Genomic DNA, 20602 nt, shown 5'->3' on the forward strand with positions numbered 1-20602 from the left:
TTACTCATGAAGCTCTTATGAGTTACTACTTTTAAACTTTTTACCTTTTTACTTACTTATAAAGGCCTTATGAGTCACTTTATTTCATCATTTGCCTTGTCACTACAAATCAGTTTTAAAAAAATAGTAATTAAGATCATATAAAAACAAAAAAAAGGGTAACTAATTTTAGTCACCCTTTTGCTTTAATATGCATTCATTTGATCTGGAGTTCCGTATTCTGCTTTACGACGAAGAACAACAATTGCTCTTTCAGTTTTACCATTAAAATCAGCAAGTCCTTTTTGGCCAATACCTTTTTCAACTTTTGGATAGAAATCTTTTTTGGATTCCTTTTTAGCATCATTTAAGTTTATATACCTAGTCATACAGAAACACCTCCAAAAAGTTCGTTTATTGTTTTCATTAATCTTTTATTTCTTCCTAATAGGAAGTCTTTTTCATCTTCAGTTAGATCGATTGCTTCATACTCTTCACTTGAAAAAGTGACAGTTAGTACCATACTATTTTCAATAGGATAGCATATTAAGTATGTATTGTAAAATTCACTTTTTTTAATAAAAATAATTTCGCTATTTAGATAACTATCGATCACAAAGATTCGATCATCAACAATATCTTCATTGACATCAAAATGATAAAAATCGATTCTGGATTTTTTACCAGCAACATGTTTTAAACCGTCAGACCCTTCTACTTTCCAAACACCTACATCAGCAATTTCATAACCTTCGGGTACACTATGCGCCCTTTTCAAATTATCTGATAAGAAGATCGCAACTTTATTTCGGTCTGATTTTAAAAGTTCTAATGTTAGAAGTGTACTAAATTTAGCAACAACTTCACTTTCTTTTTTTTGTACGATTAAATCATCAATTTTATTTTGAAGATCAGGAAATATGCCTTTTTCTCTAATCTTTCTCTTTATTTTAATACAAGCTCCAGCCACTTCTTGAACTATATCCTTATCATCACGTATATCATATTTTAATGAATTAAGACCGGTTAAATCCGAAAGCAAATGATAGTTTAGCGGTTCTATAGAGTTTTTATGTACTATGCCTTTAGTATCGTTTGGCATAATGTAAAAAACCCGTCCTCTTTTTAAACGCCCCCAAAAAAGTCCCATCTCAAACATTGTATTATCTCTTGTTGCTAAATATTTCTCATTTCGAATTTCCATAATATCGTCTGGAGTAAATATGAATACTGCAAAGTCATTTGTATCTAGTTGCTTTTCTAAATCATCCATTGTGTACTCTAGTTCTTCAAAAGCATTCATCCACATTGTGACTTCCGTATCTCTTTTTAGTCCTTCAAACACGGCTTCAACATACTGAATAGCTTCAGCTGAAGAACCAATAAACACTCTTGGTTTCCTCACCATAAATACTAGATCCTCCACTTTTCAATCACTAATTATTACATAATAAATAGGTTGGCCAACGAAATGACCAACTTATTTTTGTTTAATTTTACCAAATTAATAGATAAAACGTCTATATTATTCAAAATATTTCACAAAATTTGTTGCCTTTTTTCCCTTAGTAATGATAATTAAACAAATCTAAGTTCAAAAAAAATCCCGATATACTCAAAAGAGCAATCAGGATTTTTGTTTTGCTAAAGATTATTATTTAACTAAAGAAAACTGAGTTAATTTAAATGAATCTACATTTATTAACTTGTTTGTTGCAGCTTTAGATTTTGTACCAGTAGCAACGATTTTAATTGTGTGAGCTTTATTTGCTAGATTTTGTAGATTAAAAACATTTACTTTATATTTACGGCTAGAAGAGTAAAGGTCAATTTGCTTTATTTTTTTACCATCAATATAAATATCAGCTTTACCCATATTCTTATCTTTTAAAGCGAATACAGTAATACCTGTACCACTAAAATTGTATTGAAGCGATCCAGTAGATCCTTTTGTTTGATTAATAGAGCCGCCAGAAGCGCTCTTATAATTTAACTTACTCCAAGTTCCAGAGTATTTTACATTAGAATCATTGTTTTCTACTGATTTCGTTGTTTGCACTGAAATATTTATACTATATTGGCCAGAGCCTGTTATAGCAGAAGGAACGATATAGTACATTCCAGTTTTTGTTGGTTTAAAGACAATTTTTTCAGTAGACGTGCTACTAGCAGACTTTTTCAATTCTTTCGTACCATAAATAGTTGATGTTCCAATGTTGTATAATGAAAGATCAAAGTTTGCATTAGTAGGGCCTGTTAACGTAATTTCATATGTTTTGCCCGCGACTAAGTTTTTAGCCCAAACATCTTTAAAGTCGTTTGCGGCAGTATTAAGACTTCCTTTTGCAGTACCTGTTATAAATTGTCTTCCATTAATATCATCATCGTAAACGTACGAAATTGGTGATGAAAAAGGTGTTTCTTTATTATTTGTATTAATAGTTACGACATAGTCGTATTTTCTGCCTGGTTTTGCAGTCTTATCCATATAAGGTGCTGTCTTGGTGTTATTTATTTTTGTATAGTTTTTTTCCGTAGACTCTTTGCGGTAAATATTATATGAGTCAGCCCAGCTCTTAGCTGTCCATGAAATAACAGGATATTTCATTTTAGTGTCAAAAGATGTTTTCAATGTAATAGGATTTTCTTTTACAACAAATTTATCCAAATTGATCCCAGTAGCTGATTTTCTTGCCGCTGGATCACTTTTTCCAGTCCACACTATTCTTATAGAGTGATTGCCAAAAGTATTAAATTCATACTTCAATAAACTTTGCTTCGATTTGAAGGTGCTATCATAAAGCGATTTTGATGCAAACTTATTGCCGTCTATATATACATCGGCAATTCCTTGGGAAGGATCTTTAAAACCTTGCCATTCAATGCTAGACCCGACAAAAGAAAACCTAACTTCTCCTTTAGAATTAAGTACCCCTGCCATTTCTTCTGAGAATTGTGGATTCATTTTTGGCATCCAATCTCCATCTAAAGTCACAAAGCTAGAATCATCTTCATACGATCCATCGAAATTACCAGTGTAAAGTTTATAGTTTCCTGTACCTTTGTAATCGTGGACATTTAGAAAATAAATGCCAGTTCTAGGAGCTATAAAGTTTATCTTTTCATTTGATGAATTGACGTTCTCTGAGTATGCAACCATTCCATTTTTATTATTTACGCTAGTTGTGGATTCATTGTAAACATACAAATCAAAATCGGTTCCTGCTTCACCATTTAATGAGAATGTGATTCCTTGTCCTTCTTTTAATGACAATGCATAAACATCGTCTTTATCACCAGCGTTATTAGGTGTTTTTTCTTCTAATCTGCCATCTTTAACAAATTTATCTAATTGAACACCTGGTGTATCATTGTCATCAAATTTATCAAGATCCGATGCTCTAATAATATTTCCAGTACCTACAAGTCCTTTTAGGTTTTCTAGCTTCTTTCCTTTTGCACTAGTATATAGTTTAAGCATCTCTGGTGACATGTTCGGATTTAAACCTAATAAAATAGCAGCAGCACCCGTAGTATGTGGAGTTGCCATAGATGTTCCACTATAATAATCATATGCTTGTGAATAATCAGAAACATATTCTGAATTTATGACTGCCTTTGAATTATTAGATTGAAGAAAATCAGCGAAATAGTATGGAAAATCATACCTATTTACATTTAAATTAGTATTTTTATAGATTCCACCAGATAATCCTTTTACATTCAAACTTGGACCCATATCTGGGTATACATTTAAACCTAAAGTATCCTTAACAAATGGTGATTTTTCTTGTCCTGATAAGGCGTTAACACCTGATAATAATAATTTACCACCATTTGAAAGATAATTTTTTAACATGTCTGTATCAGATTTAGTTAAAGTTGTACCTTCATCAGATATTATTCCAAGCCCGTTACCAGTATACCAAACTACAGCTTCGTAGGAAGATAACTCGGTACTGCTCTTGTAATCTGAAAGAGAGGATTCAGAACTTATTGTTACTTTATCCACGTTAGGCAACAGTTCATTATATATTGGTGAATAGTCTTTAAATATCTTTGAAAGTTCTGGTTCGTTGAATAATTGAGCAAGATCATGTTCATCATCTTGAACAAGTAAAATTTTCTTTTTATCCGTTATATCTAAATAACTTAAAGCTTTGTCAAAAGCAGCTTGTCTTTCTGAGTCTGTAGTTTCTTCGGACCCTATTTTTTCGTAGCCTATTCCATCAAATATTGCCTTGTAATTATCTCCAGAAATTTGTGCCGATGCTCCAGCTCCACCTTTAATATTCAATTTTGCTATAATTTCATCGATTGGGTATTTAGGAACTGAGCTTAAAATGTCAACTCCAGGAGCAGCAACATCAACAGATTCCGCACCATAATTTGAGAAAGGTGCTAAGTTACCTTTGTTATCAACAGCAGCTACAGATAAGATATTAGAACTTTCATAGCTTGCAGGATAAGCTCCCTCTTCATCATTATCCATTCCATCATTACCTGCAGCAGCTACAAATAAGCTATTGGAATTTTCAATTGCTTCTTCAAGTAATGGATCGTATTCTCCGCCACCCCAGCTGTTATTTGTGATTTTAACTCCCATATTCTTAGCATATTCGATCGCATCAATAGCATCTGCCGTTGTTCCACCATCAGGACCAATGAACTTTAATGGTACTATTTTTACGTTTGGAGCTACACCAACGATTCCTTTATTATCTTTTGTTAATTCTGCAGCAATTGTACCTGAAACATGTGTACCATGTTCATCACCATCAAGTGCATCATAAACAGAATTATCGTCGTGATAAAAATCCCAGCCATTTACATCATCAACATAACCGTTATGGTCATCATCAATACCATTACCAGGAATTTCCTTTGTGTTTGTCCAAATTTTTCCTTTTAAATCTGGGTGGTTAATATCCACGCCCGTATCAATTACACCTACTAATACTTCCGGTAACTTAGAACCATATTGTTTCCAGCTTTCAGGTGCGTTTACATCAATATCCTTTATTCCTTTGCTGCCATTAATCGTCTGTTCGTGATTATCCAGTCCCCATAATTTACCTTCTTCAAAATAGTTAACCGTATCTTTAAAGTCAGAAGCATAATATTTGTAGTTCGGTTGTACAGATTCAACGTTTGGATCCTTTTTTAGTTTAGTTATGTAATCACTAGTGCTTTCACCAGTTGGAATATGTACTACTTCAGCGTTTAAATTCTTTAATTTCTTTGAAGACTTTAAAGAATATTTTTTCTGAAGTGAAGTGATTTCACTTGAAGTCACTTTCTTTTTATATTTAACAATTAATTCACCTGGTTGTTCATTATGTTTATTTACTGACGATTTTTTTAATTTATCTCTTAATTTTGTTTCAATTTTAGATTCTGCCTTCTTAGGGAGTACCTTACCACTTACTTTTGGTACTTCCTTCATTTGGCTTTTTCTAAGGTTTTTACCAGAGGTTACCTGATTAGTAACTGTACTATTAGCTCCTGTTACTGAAGCAGCTTGAACTGTTCCAGAATAAATACTTGAAAATAAAAGAATTGTTGATACAGGTAAAGCTAAATAATTTTTTTTCTTCATAGTTGAGCCCCTTTATTTAATAGATTCAAAGAAAATAAACTATACACAAATCTGTAACTATTAAATATTAATCCATTCGTTTAAATGATGGATTTAATTTTAAATGTAGTTACATTAGTTCCAAATCAAAACGATCAACCCCCTCCTTTCCCTTGGAATTATTTTCTAGTAATCACTTAATAATACCTTTTTGTTTAATCAAAAATAGAACTTTTGAATTTGATAATTGATGTTTTTGGGAATTTTCAAGGTCTAATTACCTGTTAATTAATTAACGTAGCAAGCGTTTTTACTCATTATTAATAGAATAAGAGATATAATTGTAACAAACTCTTATTAATTGTAAGTTATTTAAAATAAAATTAACATATAATAAATTATTTTTATAGATAAATAGAAAAATTTTCCTGAACATTTTTCACCTTAGAACTTTTTTATAATTTGTTTTCATCATTCTCATTCCCCTTTTTCGATCGATTGAAAACTTATATAAAAATTTCAAACTCACCTCCTATTCCTTTCGCCACGATTTTTAGAATGCTTTGTCATTCTAAATTTTATATTTATTTCACTACTACAATAAGATTAGTAATATTTAACTAACCAATCTTCTAAGTAACTAAATATAATTAAAATTTTACATACACCAGAATTTAGAGTAAATTGGGGGAATAATGCAGGGTTCAAAGAACATAAAAAATGGGCATTTCGATTAAAAATATTGTCATTTAAACAATATTTAAATAGAATTACTAGATAATTTGAGGGAATATATCTATTTTTTATTGAAAACACCTAGTTTTTTGTTTTGATTATTACTTATATTTGGGGAAATTACTAAATTAAATGATATTTTGTGAAGCAGCTAAAATAATGTGTCGAAATGTTTTTTTAAATTCTTTGTTCTAAAATAAAAAAATAGGTAACAAGATAGTAACCGGTTCTCTTCTGGGGGACAAAAGATAAAAAAAGTAAATAAAATAGCATAATTTAACACAATAAAAAGCATTGGTATTCGCACCAATGCTTTGTTTTTTTATTTACCTATCTACAAAAAAATAGTATAAATTTTCGGCTACTATTTTTTTAATTTAAAATTAGCAATTTCTTTTCCGCCTGATGTTACGATTAAAGAACCATCTAAAGCATTTTCTTTTAGTTTTTCTAGTTTGTTTGTTGACGGAACTCTCACAGGAATTTCAGTAGTTTCCTCGGTTACACCTAAGTCAAATGTAAGAATGTATTTTCCAATCTTATTAGATTTAATTCCCCCATCAAACTGAACACCATAACCTAAGCCCGTTTCATCATACGACGAAGGATTAAATATATTAAATCCTATTATATCTTTGGAAATAGTAGCTAATTTTTTGCTAGGAACAAACTTTACCTTTAAAGTCGTATCTGCTGTACCTCCGATTTGTCGATTTCCATTATTTTTAATTTTAAATTCGTAGAGTAAAGCTGTTGGAATAAGCTCTTGTCCCTTTTTATCACCCTCTGTTAAAATGGTTGAGCCAACATATTTTTTATCATTAACAATGTCAATTTTTTTACTTACAAGGTCTAAAGATGGCTTAGATGAGCAAGCAGTTAAGAGAACAAGTAGCAATGTTGTACTTAAAAGTTTAATAAACAATTTCATATTCCATCCCCCCATTTAATACCATTCACGCTTATTTTATCATAAAAAATTTCCTTTTTTCAGAAAAAATCATCTTAAATATAAAATATCCTCATTTGTAAATATTTTATTCGCTATACCTAAACGATGGGTTGGTGTTGGCTTTTGCTTATATTCTGTATTATAAGTCAAACAAAAGTTGTAATAAGTTAAAGTTCTAAGGAAGGATTGCACAATAAATTGGTTCTATAAAACGCATTATTTTAAGGATAAATAATGCGTTTTTTAGCATCAATTTTAACTATAAAAATCGCTTTAATTACACAATGTACAATAACTATTGTACATTGTCATTTTAGTGCTATTTGATGAACCATTTATACTGAATTAATTAAACAAAAAGCGTAATATCAATAAAAATAGACCATTTCGATACTGTGAAATGGTCTGCGATTTTAAATGCGATTTCTATATTTTGTCTCCGTAAAGAGAACCAGTTAGCAAAATAGCTACTATCTTTTTTTAGTTATGAAACCGAACATGTACTTCTAAAAAAATTCACTTCTTAATACAAATTAAAAAGAGTCTCCCAAAAATGGAGACTCTCGCTTTTTAATATTGATCACTAAAAATTTTTTGGTCCAAGATGGAATGAAAAAACGATTCAATTTCTTTAATGTCTTCAGCTGCAATTCCAAGCTTTTGGTCCCAGTGTTCTGGATGGTCAATATCTTCTCTGCAAAGTAATACCATTCTTCCACTTTGAATAGAGACAACCATTGCTTTCCCTAGAAACTTTTCCGAAAAGATAACAGCAAAGTCGTAGCGATGGCTACCTGCAGCGATACAGTAATAATGAATGTTTTGGTTTTCTTTCTCTTCCGATATAATGTAGAAATTCATCCCTACCACTCCTTTTTTTTCACTATAGTTTTTACTTTGAGCATCTTACAATTAAATCGATCTACTGCATCGATTTTTTAAAAGAAAAGAGAATAAAAACTCTCTTTCTTAATTAATTAGATAAAATTTGCCAATTTTCCTTTATTTTTATTGAAAAAATTTATGACAAAGTAAAAATTATGTCATAAATGCTTCTAAATTATTTTCAAACCAGAGTAAAATTGATCTTTATTATAGAATTATTTTTCAAAAAAAAGATAAACAGTAAACTGTCTATCTTAAATTAAACAAAATATTAATTTAACAAATTAACTTTGTGCAACCTTCTCTGCAAATTCTTCTTCTAAAATTGCCAAACAAACATGATCATACCACTGATCTCTAATCTTTAAGTTTTTTCGATAGTATCCTTCCTTCACAAATCCAACTTTCTCAAGGACGCGTAAAGACCCTAAATTTTCAGGATTAACTTCTGAAGTCACTCGATGGAATTTCAAATCATCAAATGCAATTTTTAAAGCAATTTTCAAAGCTTTCGTCATATATCCATGGCCATTAAATTTTTCTCCAATTTGGTAACCAACCATACAACTTTGTTTAGGTCCTCGTGTAACAAAAATGAACTGTACTTCTCCTATTAAAGTTAAATTATCGTCTTCTTTAACAAAGATCGCAAAATCATATCTACTATCTTCTGCACTTTTTTCCATATACTCTTTTATACTATTCATTTGTCCTTCAACAGTGTAAAAGTCCTCTTTCCTTAACGTAGGAGACCATTTTTCAAAATGTTCTTTATTTTCCACATGTAATTGTAACTTAGCCTCTGCATCCTCAAATATATATGGGCGTACGATAATTTCTTTCAAAAAAACCCCTCCAATAAACTATTCTATATCTACTGTTAGTAATCCATCTACTCTTGTTATAAAGGGAAGATTTAATTATGAAAATTTTTAATAATTAAATTTTACCATAAAATTTATAAAAATGTTATTTCTTAAACATTAATGGACAAATTAAAAAGGGGTGATACCATGGAAACTAAACCACTTTTAGAAGTTGAAAAATTGGCTTTAAAGAAATTAAAAATATTTGAACAAAGCCATCTCCGCTACGTATTAAGAAGTATGCTTGCAAGTATGTTTATTGGATTCGGTGTAATGGTAGCTTTCAAGACAGGAAACGGCTTTTTCTTAGTTAATTCTCCTGTTGCTTACCCAATCGCAGCATTAACATTTGGTTCAGCAATTGTGTTAATTTGGTATGGTGGTGGAGATCTCTTCACCGGGAATACATTTTATTACACATATGCTGCATTGAGAGATAAAATGAAGTGGCCTAAAGTTTTAGAGTTATTGATATATAGTTATGTAGGAAATGTTTTGGGGGCTTGTCTTTTTGCTTTTATCATTTATACTACTGGACTTTTTGATGCTCCTGACTCAAGTGCATTTCTATTATCAGTTGTCGAACATAAAATAGATAATTCAATTTTTCATTTATTCGCAAGGGGCATCTTGTGTAATTGGCTCGTGTGTCTTGCCTTTTTCATCCCAATGTCTTTTGGTGAAACTGAAAATCTAACAAAAATTACTGCGATGATGTTATTTGTTTTTTGTTTTTTTATGTCCGGTTATGAGCATAGTGTTGCCAATATGTGCTCCTTTGCAATAGCACTTGTAATTGATCATCCTTCCACTATTTCTTTTTCAGGTATGATTCGAAATCTAATTCCTGTTACGATTGGAAATCTAATTGGTGGAGAATTTATGATGGCAGTTATGTATTATTTTGCTAACAAACCATTTTTTGATGAAGTAAATTCAAAATAAGGTTTTTAATGATCTAAATTTAGAACTTTGTCTACATATCTAAAAACTAACCAAGTTTTATAGCTTCATTAAATCAAAAAGTACGCTGGTCAATCAGCGTACTTTTCATATTTTATTCTTAATATGCTCTTTCATAAGGTTTTGGAGTCAAAGGTTTCCCTTCAAGAAGGATAGAAGCTTCATTCGCCCAATAAGGATTGCTTAACATCCCACGACCAACAGCGATTAAATCCGCTTCTTCATTTCCAAGTATAGATTCTGCAAGATTTGCATCATCTAATTTACCTACTGCAATTACAGGGATTTCTACTTCTTTTTTAATCTGTTCAGCCAATTTGACTTGATATCCAGGATGAGATCCAGGTCTACCTCCTGAACCGATTGGACCTTCACCACCAGATGAAACGTGGAATAGATCGACACCTGCATCACGGAATGCCTTAGCCATTTCGACAGAATAATCTAGTCCATAGCCTCCATCCACGTATTCTAACGCAGAAATTCGCATAATAAGTGGCATGTCAGCTGGCATTACACTTTTAGCTGCTTTAATGACTTCTTTTCCAAATAAAAATTTATCTTGACCATATTCATCTGTTCTTTGATTCGTATATGCAGATGCAAATTGATGGATAAGATATCCATGTGCTCCGTGAAGCTCAATCGTATCAACCCCTGCAAGAACCGCGCGCTCTACACCTTTTTTGAACTTTTCAACCATTTCTTTCACTTCTAGAGTTGTTAACTCATGTGGAGTTTTTGATTTCTCGTTAAAAGGTTTTGGTGAAGAGGACACTGGAATTGGAGCATCTTCTGCTTTACGTCCTGCATGAGCAATTTGAATCGCAACTTTTGCACCATATTTATGACATTCATCGATAATGCGCTTAAATGCTGGTATATGATCATCACTCCAAATTCCTAGGCAATAATCTGAAATGCGCCCTCGATCTTCAACATTTGTCATTTCGATAATGATTAAACCCGTACCTCCGATTGCACGACTAGTATAGTGAACGAAATGCCAATCTGTTGGAATCCCATCTTTTAAATGGACTGAATATTGACACATAGGTGGCATTACAACACGATTTTTTAATTCTAATCCTTTGTATTTGAATGGTTTGAATAAATTAGACATAGTCAACGTCCTCTCACATACTTTTTATTTAAGCTACAATCCCATATTATCCCAATCAATTCAAAAGTTCTATTTAATTGCTCAACTCATTCATTTATCTTACCCAAGAAATATAAAATAAAAGGTAGAAAACGAAATACCTTCTATTATTTAGTATTGGTTGAATTATTATAAAAGAAATTGACAAAAAAGAGGATTAAGTCCTAAATACTATAGGATTCAATCCTCAACTTTTATTTTTAAAAATCTTTAACTTTTTGATTACTATTAATATAGTTTATATACTTCAATTGATCTTAAAAGAAAGTGGCTTTGATTTGTTTCCAGCGAGATCTTTTGCTATTATGGTAACGATTTGTCCTTTCTTTTGTGGAGGAATGTATAAATCAAACCCTGCATCTCTAACACTTGACCAATTGTGTGCAATTAATTTTGTACCTTTTCTCACTTCAATTTCCACATGGTGTTGCGTTTTTCCTGAAAGCATATACCATTTTTTTGTTTTTACAATTTTTTTACTCATTGTAAAAGTTGGAGGTGTTTTATCGATCACGGTCAGATATGTTTGACCCGAATAATTTCCGCCTTTATCTTTAAATTTCACATACAGTTCTGTCCCTGCTTTTTGCTTCGGAATGTGAATTATAAAACTACCGTCCGATGAGACAGTGCCTGAGCCAATTAGTTTACTAGGATGCATCGAGTAAACAAGAACTGTAACCCCTGGTTCTCCTTTTCCAGTTACTTTCCCTTCATAATCAGTTGCATAAGGTTTTAATGGATTCGCAGGAGGTGTTTTATCTTTCACAGTTAATTTAATTGGTGGCGAAACATTCCCACTATGATCCTTCGCCTGAATAGAGACTATTGTCCCCGCTTTTTGTATCGGATAATTGATAAAATATGTTCCATCTTCTTTAACGGTGGTTGTGGCGATGATTTTACTATTTGCCGTAAATGTAATGGTTGAATAAGGTTCTCCTTTTCCAAGCATCCCATTTGTTCGGTCTGACATTTCTTCTACCTCTTTGATTGTTGGAATTGTAACGTCTTTAATAGGGATAAATAGTTCGTTTTCACCTGTATTACCATTTAGCACTTGTAATTCATCTATTCGCATCCTGAGATAGGTGCTGTACACATGCCCCTGTATTGGGACAGAGAAATGCCCGTTTTCGTCACTTTCACCAACTCCAGCAAGTTTCTCTTGGGCTTCGAGTGGATTAAACGTATAAAAATGAATATGAACGTTTGGTAGAGTCTGCCCACTTACTGTTTTTCCATTATTGTATATCTGATCAACCGTTGCATAAGGTTGAAAGGTTGCTTTTAAATTATAGTCTTGATCACGACCATACTCTCCGTTTGGCGATTGAACGGTCAACTTATAAGGATAGATATTTTCATTAATCAAATAGGTATAAACAGTCTCGTCCCCTTCTTCTCTCACAAACGTTGGTTGTAAATAATAAGTCATTCGAAGATCAAGTTGTTCATTAAAATTAGAACGAAATCGTAGTTGAAGAATCCCTTTTCGATCAACTTTAGGAATCGAATAAAAATCAAGATCATGTAAATAGTCCATTTTCCCGTCATAGACTTGATCAAAATTAATAAATGAAGGATTTTTTCCATTCGTCCACTCGTCTGACTCTGGGACATCAGTTCGTCGAATCGTATACATCCCGTTTTTCATTGCATCGTTTTTTCTTTTGAATTTCACATAATACGTACCCGGCAATAAATAACCATCGTACGGATAGTTTTCATCCGTCGATACACTAGAATAAAAATTTGAATTGACGATTTCGACATCCGCACTCTGAGTGTCTAAAACGACTCGAGTACGTTCAGGTACACTCACTTTGTACCAGTCAACGTCAAATGAATTGGTAAAGGATGCGTGATACTCAACATCGGGTAATAATTCAGTTGCTTGCTGTCTTATATTATTTGGTTCACCCTCGGCGTTTTGAGAAAATTCATCATTTGTCGGAAACGAGACTTCTAGCTTGTAGTCAACTTCTTTTGAATGATTGGTATTCGGTGGTGTAACGGTTATAAAATATGTACCTGGTTCAACGAGTTCATCGATTGAATTACCATAAGTCGTTTGGTCATCTAAATACCACTTGCTTCCATCTTCATTTTCCAACCAGATTCCATAATCGAGTGTCTGTGAAACACCGGATATTGCAGCGAATAATTCACCTGATTTTTCTACTGTTATTTTATACACATCACGATCGTAAGCGTCTTCGATATAGCCTGAAATGGTTTCTCCGCTTTGAAGAGGATAAGCAAGGCCTTTTACATCATTTGGTTCGTAGACTTGATTCCAAGTCGGTTGATCAGTAGGTAGAATGATTTTATACTGATACGAAATCGGATAATCGATATTGATAGGACCACGGATTTCTAACGCATACGTTTTTCCCTTTGAGACCTTAAAAACGGACGGATTTCGAACCGCATCAACAAGTTTGCCATTTTCATCGTAAAAGTACGCACTAGTCTTCGCTATCGGTGAAATAGAATAAACTGCTATTTCACCAGAGGCATCCGGTGTAATCTCATACCGATGAATCTCATTGAATGAATTAAGTTGTCCATCTATTTCATTTGTGTCACTTCCCGTGTAAACGTAAACTTTTTTGTCCACCGCTTCAGCTACAGCATTGTTTGGTAATTGTGCTACTAATAATATAATCAGGACGAATAAGTAAAATCGAGTTTTCATGTTTGCTCAGCTCCCCATTTCATAGTATAGCAATAAATTTGACTGAATTATATAACTTCTAGAATCCAATGGTAAAAAGTAATTATTTATTTAAAACGTGAAATTATCTTTATTTCTTTAGAAGTAAACTCGTTAAATATGGAGTTTTCCAAGATGATTTACTCACTCTTCTCATTAGGCTCACTTGAATTAAAGTTCATAGTTTGAATATTAAAAAGGACTGTCATTTTTTTTTGACAGTCCTTTTAATATTATTAGATTGATTGATAAGTTCTTCTTAAATAGTTCCATAATAATTAAGAACTGCATAAAAAAAGAATTACTTTTTCATTACATTTTTACTGTTCAAATAAATCACATTTAATTGAACAAAAAAATCATAATTAGAAACTATAATAACTATTAATCTTTAATTTCTTCGTTTCAAAAATTCCAAATCGTTTTATAAGCATGTTTCCATGAAAAGAACGTCACAATAATTAACAATACTAAATAAATCAATACACCAAATGGAATAAACGTTATTCCCCAGTGAATTAAGGCCAAAATCCCCCCTAAAACTAAGGCAATCATTATTTTAATACCAGAATTTTGTTGAGCATCCTCAAACGACTCTGAAAATGGGAGTGATCCTTTAAGATAATTTGAGCAAATAACGGTATATAAAATTGAGCTTACAAAAACAACTAATATATCAGGAATTATTTTAATACCAAAGATTCCGATAAAAATTATACTTAAAATTAAATAGACAGGAAAATATAGATTTGCGATAAATACTTTTAAAGTTGCACTATATAATGGTGCGAGGTTTGATACTGGCGCTGTTTTATAGATCCAAGCTCCTTTATATTTCCCGGAATATTTTAGCATGGCGATTGCATTCGGAATGATTAAGCAAGACATATAAATCGTTAAATAACTCTTGCTTAATACTAAATGATGATAAGAATAAATTTGTAGTTGATTAAATAAGAAAACGAATGGGAGAACGATTGATAATCCTAATGATGGATAAACCTTTAGTCTAAATTCTCTTTCATTTCGCATCATATTATCTGCGAATTTAAAAAATACCTTTTCCTCATTATTACTACAAATTACTCTAGACAGCCAATTCTTCCACTTACTGTCTTTTTTACGATTAATGCCACTATTATTTGTTAATTTTTGAAGATTTTTCTCAAAGGATGGGATCAATAAACTATAGAACATGATCGCAATAATAGGGATTATAACTGCTAAAATAGAAAATCCAATAAGATATGTACTCGTGTTACGATTTAAAATTAACTCAAATGGCGCGCCAAACCAAATAGGGGGAATAAGAAAATGATACCAAGTTGGCGAAAATGACATATCTAGATTTACAAAGCTAAATGCTCTACCAACAAGTTGATAACCTACAGCAATTGAAATTGATAGTCCGATTTGGACGTAATTGATAATATCTTTTAACTTTTCACCATCAAAAAATCTTAATATGAAATAATAGATAATCGACGTTAAGACAACTATAAATAAATTGACGAGAAGAAGCTCTACGATTGCTAAAAACAAGAATAATAATCCGTGTCTAAATGTCCCAACTATTACTGGCAAAGCTGTAATTGATGTTGTTATTAATATAAGATAGATTGATATATGTACCATTTTTGCAGCAGTAATCGTCTTTTTTCCAATTGGTTTTGTATGTAGAATTCCCTTATCTTTCACATCAAGTAAGACATTTGAAAAATCCGAGATCATTGATGTCATGATGAGGAACATAATAATGCCAAAAAAAGCGCTCATTTCATATACATAACTTTTTCCAAGAAGCACTAAAGGAATGAGCATCAAACTAAGTAAAGCATACACTCCTAATGATTTTATGATTCCATTTTCTTCGTCTTTCTTTGTTTTCTTGTTGTTTTGATTAAAAATGGTCGGTGTCCTACGACTATCCATTGTTAATTTTACCGCTAAAATTTTACGCATGATTGGATACTCAACACCAAACAATTCAAATAGCGGTCGAAAAAAGTCTAAGATTTTTAACATAGGGAAATCCTTCATCGTTATCCCCCCTTAACAATGGATACGAATTCCTCAGCTAAAGCTTGATGTTCATTAAATCCTGTAAGCTGATTAAAAATCTGTTCCAATGATCCTTCTTCATTTTGCTCCTTTAATTCTTTAAAACTACCATCTGCTACGATTTTTCCATCATTGATCAATATAATTCGATTACTTATTTTCTCTACTACATCCATAATATGTGATGAATAAAAAATTGTTTTTCCATTAGCAGCTAGAATGTCTAGAATTTCTTTAAATACCATTACACTATTTGCATCAAGCCCACTAAGTGGCTCATCCAAAAATAATAGGTCAGGATTATGTATTAAACTTGAAATGATTAGGACTTTTTGCCTCATCCCCTTTGAAAAAGAAGCAATTCGCGATAAGTAAACTTCCTCCAAACCAAATACCTTCATTAACTTCATAGCCTTCTCATCAGCTTCGTCAAAATCCATCCCGTATAACTCGCCAACGAATGTTAAATACTCTCTAGCTGTAAGATTATCGTATAGTTCAGCAATTTCTGGAACATAACCAATTCTCTTCTTATATTCAACATGCTGATCCGAAATTTCCTCCCCAAAAATCTCAACCTTTCCAGAGTAATTCCCTTCTAGTCCTAATAAAATTTTAATAGTCGTACTTTTTCCTGCTCCGTTTGGCCCAATATAGCCAATAATTTGTCCTCGATGAACAGTTAAATCAATTCCTTTTAATATTGATTTTGCACCATAGTCCTTCTTTAGATCCTTTAAGCATAATACGACTTCTTGTTTTGTATCGATGATGGTCACCTACTTTTTATTTAATACTTCCATATTAATAGACTACTAATCTTATTGAAAAGAGTAGGATTTACCATATTTTAGGAGATTTATTACAATAATAGAAGAATTATATGTCTATTTTAAGGAAATTGAAAATGATTCAATAGTTTTAGAAAATTCATTTGAGTCAATATAAAAAAGCACCGATCTGCAAAATCGATGCCCTTTTAATATTGTATTAAATAATTGAAAATGCTGTTTAATTTTAGCGCTTAGTTAAAATAATGAGTATTGTAATTAAACAGTCTGAATTGGTGATTTTTCAATTAGTGGAGATTTATTTCCAGAATATAATACAGTCAAATTGTGAAGTGCTCGAGTACATCCAACATAAAGTAACTTAGCGTCTTGTTTCGTTTCTTCATAATGCACGTCATCTACATCGACAAGTAGTACCGCATCAAATTCAAGTCCTTTAGAAAGATACACCGGTACTACCGAAATTCCACCTTCGTATTTTCTCTGTTTTGAATGAATAAAAGATAGTTCTTCTCCAGCTACGGATAATTCACTATGTAAAATTGCACACTCATCTTCAGTACGGCCAATAATTGCAATTGTATCCATTTTATCCTTTTTTAATTGTTGGATAGTATTAATTATGACTTGAATCCGATTTGTATGATCTACTTCTAGAATGTTAACTTTTTCTCCACTTCGAAATACTGGGTTTGCTAAGCTAACAGGAATATTTGCTTTTTTTATAATCTCATTCGCAAAATGAATGATTTCCATTGTGGAACGATAGCTTCTATTTAGCTCGTAATAGGTTACTTCTTTTTCATTGAATACATCTAAAAATTCATCCCATGTATTAATCCCTTGGTACTCGTGAATGGCTTGGGATAAATCTCCTAGGATGGTGAACGAATTCCCAATTGTCATCTGCTTTAATAATGCAATTTGAAACGGTGAAAAATCCTGCGCTTCGTCTACGATTACATGATGAAACTTTTGATTTGACTCAATTCCAAAAAGTCGATTGTGAATATATACTAGCGGAGCCAAATCCTCCTGATCCATCTCTTTCTTTTTACAATTTAAAGATGTAGATTTAATAATATCTGCTGGTATTTCGTCTACAATCGAAGCATCCTTTGTTGTAGTGAATAGAGATTTATAGAAAGTAAGTGGAGTATGCTTTGGCCATTGTTTCATATAAGAATTTAAATATTGAGTTGCTTTTTTCTTTTTTTCTTTTCTTATGTTAGTTTCTTCAATAACCTTTAGCTCATTATCGATCCATTTCTTAAGTCTTGCAACAATGCGTTCTCTCCGTTTAGCAAGTGGATAATGTTTATATTCAATACTAAACCAATGTTTAAGTGTTTCTTTATCAATCATTCTTTTTTTCCATGGTTTGAAATCTTTTTCAGGAACAGCTGAGGATTCATATCTATCCATACATTGATCAATATATGACATAAAATGCGTTGAGCCTTTCCATTTACCTGGACTATTATGGTTATTTTCAGGGCGGTTCGCACCAGTTGCGAACCATTTGTTTAGGTTTTCTGATGAATCCTTTTGTTTTACTTCATGGTCGAGTGTATTTAATGCCCAATCAGAAAAAGTTGTTTGTTGAATGCCACCTACTCCTAACTCTGGAAGAACGTTTGAAATATAATCTAGAAACATATTATTAGGTGCAAAAATAATCATTTTATCTGCCCTTAATGTTTCACGGTATTGGTAGATCAGAAATGCAAGTCGATGAAGAGCAACAGTTGTTTTTCCACTTCCTGCTACTCCTTGAATGACTAAAGGTGTATTTTTGGATGAACGGATAATATCATTTTGTTCAGATTGAATAGTAGATACAATATCCTTTAAGCGATTATCTTTGTTTTCACTTAATCGATATAGAAGAAAATCATCAGTAGTTGATACATCTTGATCGCCTTTTACATATGTATCTACAACGCGTTGGAGATTTTTTTTGCGGATTACTATATTTCGTTTTAAATAGATTATACCTTCGATAATTCCTTCAGGAGATTCATAATAAGCAAGTTCGTCTCCTCCTGTAAATGAATAAAACATACTTGCAATTGGAGCACGCCAATCAATTATCAATGGATTTTCTGTCGCTTGTTCTGAAATCCCTACTTTTCCTATGTAAACTGGTACCGACTCTTTATGCTCCTCTTGAAAATCCATTCGACCAAAATAAGGTTCGTTTTTTGCTAAGCGAAGATTTCTTCGATTTGTTTCTCGAATTCCTTCAAGCACTTGTTCGGTTACATCACTTCCAGTGTAAACGGGAATCCCTTCAAGTTTTGTAAGCTGCCGTTCCATTTCAGATAAAATTGTGTTTAAATACTGAAGTTCTTCATTATATTGTTGTGTAGACATTTTTCTACCCCCTTTATGTAAATAAATAGCCGAATTTTCAGACGGAAAGCTATTGTATCAAGAAGTATATTAAAAAGTAAAGAGATTTAAAAAATAAAATATTTGTTTATCATTTGGTTTTACTTCAAAAAATTTACAAAAGCTCATATACGTAAGCAGTGTAAAATAAAAAAGATGAACCTGTAGTAAACAGAAATCATCTTCTTTCTGAGACTTAACGTTTTCTTAGGTTCTTCTCTAAAGGGCATATTCTACAATCGAGACTTTTTTTATTTTTAATAGCCAAAATATCATGTTTTATTTATCTTATTCCTCATCAAATGAATTTTTCATATTTCAATCTTTAATTCCTTTACATTGATAACCCTTTATCAACCAAAATAATTTTAACCTTAACCTTAATTTTTGATTGTTGAAATGCACCAACCCAATTATCTTCTACTTTTTTCCATTCTGAGTATTTAAATGATCTAGCAAAAAGACCGAGGCCAATTGGGTCCAACTTGTCATTTTGGAAGGATTTAACAAGTTGATTTAGTTCTTTTTGTAATTCATTTTCTATTTCCTTTTTTAACTTTCCTTGCGAATTGTCATTTAATTTTATTGGAGATTCTGTTATTGCTACCGGTAATTTGAGATTTATAGTAAATTGGTATTTACCACCATCATATTTTTTTTTTACATTCCTTTTTATATCAGTAATATAAAAACTGATTCTGCTATTTGGGATTGTATTTTCATTTTTGTTGTGTTGTTTCGCATTTAACCACATTGCTAATTGTCCTTCATTATGCCGCTTCATCTGGTCTTTCTGTCGTTAATATTTGCGGAAATGGTGAAAATTGATTTCTCTCCATTAATTGAGCCAGTTGATTTGCATTTAACACTGAATCTACTTTTATTTCTGAAATTCTATTTTCTACAGATAATAGGAGATTCTCATCAACTACACGATCTAAATAAGCAATTGACACAATGCTTCTATTCTCATTTCCAATTTCAGTTTATTTTGTTCGAAAATCTTTATTTTGAATAAATCTACGGAGCAAGGCAATGTTAGCTTGATATGTTTCAACAAAAGAAATTCTTGAACCTTTCAGCGAATTATCGATATTTGGTGGCATGAATGTTCTATGAGGTGGATTCTCTGTAGAATAAATAAAAGCAGATGAGATGCCGTCTAAAAATAAAATGCTCTTACCATCTAATATAGATTTTTCGATTTTAGGAATTCGAATCGTACTTTCCGTATTATTATTTACGAATATCTCGAAATCTTTTTTTTGCGAAATAATATTATTAATAAATGAATCAATTTTTTGGTCATTTACTAGTCCAGATAAATAAATTAAAAGTGCAGGCTTTTCATCAATCATTAGAATTTTTTTTACAAGGTCAGATGTAGGGAAAATTGATTCTATGATTTCCAAGTTTTCATTAATATTTCCTTTGGGATTTATTGTGAATTATGGATATTATTTTTCTTATTTTTTTCGTTTCTTCCATTTAAATGATCCACTTAATATTTCATCCCT

General features: G+C 31.7%; 13 protein-coding genes and 1 pseudogene. 1 reads left to right on the top strand and 13 read right to left on the bottom strand.

Going from position 1 to position 20602, the window contains the following annotated elements:
- Positions 1–185: 185 nt before the first annotated feature.
- From ACFWM3_RS16595 to ACFWM3_RS16620, 6 genes are all read right to left on the bottom strand, one after another.
- A complete protein-coding gene (locus ACFWM3_RS16595; RefSeq protein WP_056465726.1) occupies positions 186–368 on the bottom strand; it encodes a hypothetical protein in 183 nt (60 codons plus the stop codon).
- Positions 365–1387, bottom strand: coding sequence for a TIR domain-containing protein (locus tag ACFWM3_RS16600; RefSeq protein ID WP_390312152.1), 1023 nt, complete (start codon positions 1385–1387; stop codon positions 365–367). The genes ACFWM3_RS16595 and ACFWM3_RS16600 overlap by 4 nt, the downstream gene beginning before the upstream one ends.
- A 246-nt stretch (positions 1388–1633) precedes the next feature.
- A complete protein-coding gene (locus ACFWM3_RS16605; protein WP_390312153.1) occupies positions 1634–5578 on the bottom strand; it encodes a S8 family serine peptidase in 3945 nt (1314 codons plus the stop codon).
- A 1078-nt stretch (positions 5579–6656) separates the two neighbouring features.
- Positions 6657–7223, bottom strand: coding sequence for a hypothetical protein (locus tag ACFWM3_RS16610; RefSeq protein ID WP_390312154.1), 567 nt, complete (start codon positions 7221–7223; stop codon positions 6657–6659).
- Positions 7224–7814: 591 nt separating this feature from the next.
- Positions 7815–8105, bottom strand: a complete 291-nt coding sequence (locus tag ACFWM3_RS16615) for an SAV0927 family protein (RefSeq protein ID WP_056465735.1) — start codon at positions 8103–8105, stop codon at positions 7815–7817.
- A 308-nt stretch (positions 8106–8413) separates the two neighbouring features.
- Entirely contained in the window at positions 8414–8974 is a 561-nt protein-coding gene (locus ACFWM3_RS16620) for a GNAT family N-acetyltransferase (protein WP_390312155.1), read from the bottom strand.
- A 168-nt stretch (positions 8975–9142) separates the two neighbouring features.
- On the opposite strand from ACFWM3_RS16620, the gene ACFWM3_RS16625 reads away from it, so the two are divergent.
- The gene (locus ACFWM3_RS16625; RefSeq protein WP_390312156.1) at positions 9143–9940 is read left to right on the top strand and encodes a formate/nitrite transporter family protein; all 798 of its coding nucleotides are present in this window, start codon (positions 9143–9145) and stop codon (positions 9938–9940) included.
- A gap of 118 nt (positions 9941–10058) precedes the next feature.
- Here the strand turns inward: ACFWM3_RS16625 and ACFWM3_RS16630 are convergent, their stop codons facing one another.
- The 7 genes and pseudogenes from ACFWM3_RS16630 to ACFWM3_RS16660 all read right to left on the bottom strand — a co-directional run bounded on the left by ACFWM3_RS16630 (position 10059) and on the right by ACFWM3_RS16660 (position 20443).
- Positions 10059–11081: an NADH:flavin oxidoreductase/NADH oxidase gene (locus tag ACFWM3_RS16630; protein ID WP_056465740.1), complete on the bottom strand. Its 1023-nt coding sequence runs from the start codon at positions 11079–11081 to the stop codon at positions 10059–10061.
- Positions 11082–11367: 286 nt separating this feature from the next.
- On the bottom strand, positions 11368–13821 hold the full coding sequence (locus ACFWM3_RS16635) for an Ig-like domain-containing protein (protein WP_390312157.1): 2454 nt from the start codon (positions 13819–13821) through the stop codon (positions 11368–11370).
- A gap of 423 nt (positions 13822–14244) precedes the next feature.
- On the bottom strand, positions 14245–15879 hold the full coding sequence (locus tag ACFWM3_RS16640) for a hypothetical protein (RefSeq protein ID WP_390312158.1): 1635 nt from the start codon (positions 15877–15879) through the stop codon (positions 14245–14247).
- 2 nt (positions 15880–15881) lie between these two features.
- Positions 15882–16679 carry an ABC transporter ATP-binding protein gene (locus ACFWM3_RS16645; protein WP_390312159.1) on the bottom strand — a complete coding sequence of 266 codons (798 nt, stop codon included), beginning with the start codon at positions 16677–16679 and terminating at the stop codon, positions 15882–15884.
- A gap of 270 nt (positions 16680–16949) precedes the next feature.
- Positions 16950–19067: a HelD family protein gene (locus tag ACFWM3_RS16650; RefSeq protein WP_390312160.1), complete on the bottom strand. Its 2118-nt coding sequence runs from the start codon at positions 19065–19067 to the stop codon at positions 16950–16952.
- Positions 19068–19419: 352 nt separating this feature from the next.
- Positions 19420–19869 (bottom strand): Ger(x)C family spore germination C-terminal domain-containing protein, encoded by a 450-nt coding sequence (locus tag ACFWM3_RS16655; RefSeq protein WP_056465747.1) that lies wholly within the window; start codon positions 19867–19869, stop codon positions 19420–19422.
- Positions 19856–20443: pseudogene (locus ACFWM3_RS16660) on the bottom strand (spore germination protein). The gene ACFWM3_RS16655 and the pseudogene ACFWM3_RS16660 overlap by 14 nt, the downstream one beginning before the upstream one ends.
- Between the last annotated feature and the right edge of the window lie 159 nt (positions 20444–20602).

Origin of the sequence: Gottfriedia sp. NPDC058432, from assembly GCF_042721555.1 — a bacterium.
Taxonomy (GTDB): Bacteria; Bacillota; Bacilli; order Bacillales; family Bacillaceae_G; genus Gottfriedia.

Coding starts and splice junctions, on each gene's coding strand:
- ACFWM3_RS16615 (WP_056465735.1), bottom strand. CDS start 8,105: ATGAATTTCTACATTATATCGGAAGAGAAAGAAAACCAAAACATTCAT.
- ACFWM3_RS16640 (WP_390312158.1), bottom strand. CDS start 15,879: ATGAAGGATTTCCCTATGTTAAAAATCTTAGACTTTTTTCGACCGCTA.
- ACFWM3_RS16635 (WP_390312157.1), bottom strand. CDS start 13,821: ATGAAAACTCGATTTTACTTATTCGTCCTGATTATATTATTAGTAGCA.
- ACFWM3_RS16625 (WP_390312156.1), top strand. CDS start 9,143: ATGGAAACTAAACCACTTTTAGAAGTTGAAAAATTGGCTTTAAAGAAA.
- ACFWM3_RS16605 (WP_390312153.1), bottom strand. CDS start 5,578: ATGAAGAAAAAAAATTATTTAGCTTTACCTGTATCAACAATTCTTTTA.
- ACFWM3_RS16600 (WP_390312152.1), bottom strand. CDS start 1,387: ATGGTGAGGAAACCAAGAGTGTTTATTGGTTCTTCAGCTGAAGCTATT.
- ACFWM3_RS16610 (WP_390312154.1), bottom strand. CDS start 7,223: ATGAAATTGTTTATTAAACTTTTAAGTACAACATTGCTACTTGTTCTC.
- ACFWM3_RS16655 (WP_056465747.1), bottom strand. CDS start 19,869: ATGAAGCGGCATAATGAAGGACAATTAGCAATGTGGTTAAATGCGAAA.
- ACFWM3_RS16650 (WP_390312160.1), bottom strand. CDS start 19,067: ATGTCTACACAACAATATAATGAAGAACTTCAGTATTTAAACACAATT.
- ACFWM3_RS16630 (WP_056465740.1), bottom strand. CDS start 11,081: ATGTCTAATTTATTCAAACCATTCAAATACAAAGGATTAGAATTAAAA.
- ACFWM3_RS16595 (WP_056465726.1), bottom strand. CDS start 368: ATGACTAGGTATATAAACTTAAATGATGCTAAAAAGGAATCCAAAAAA.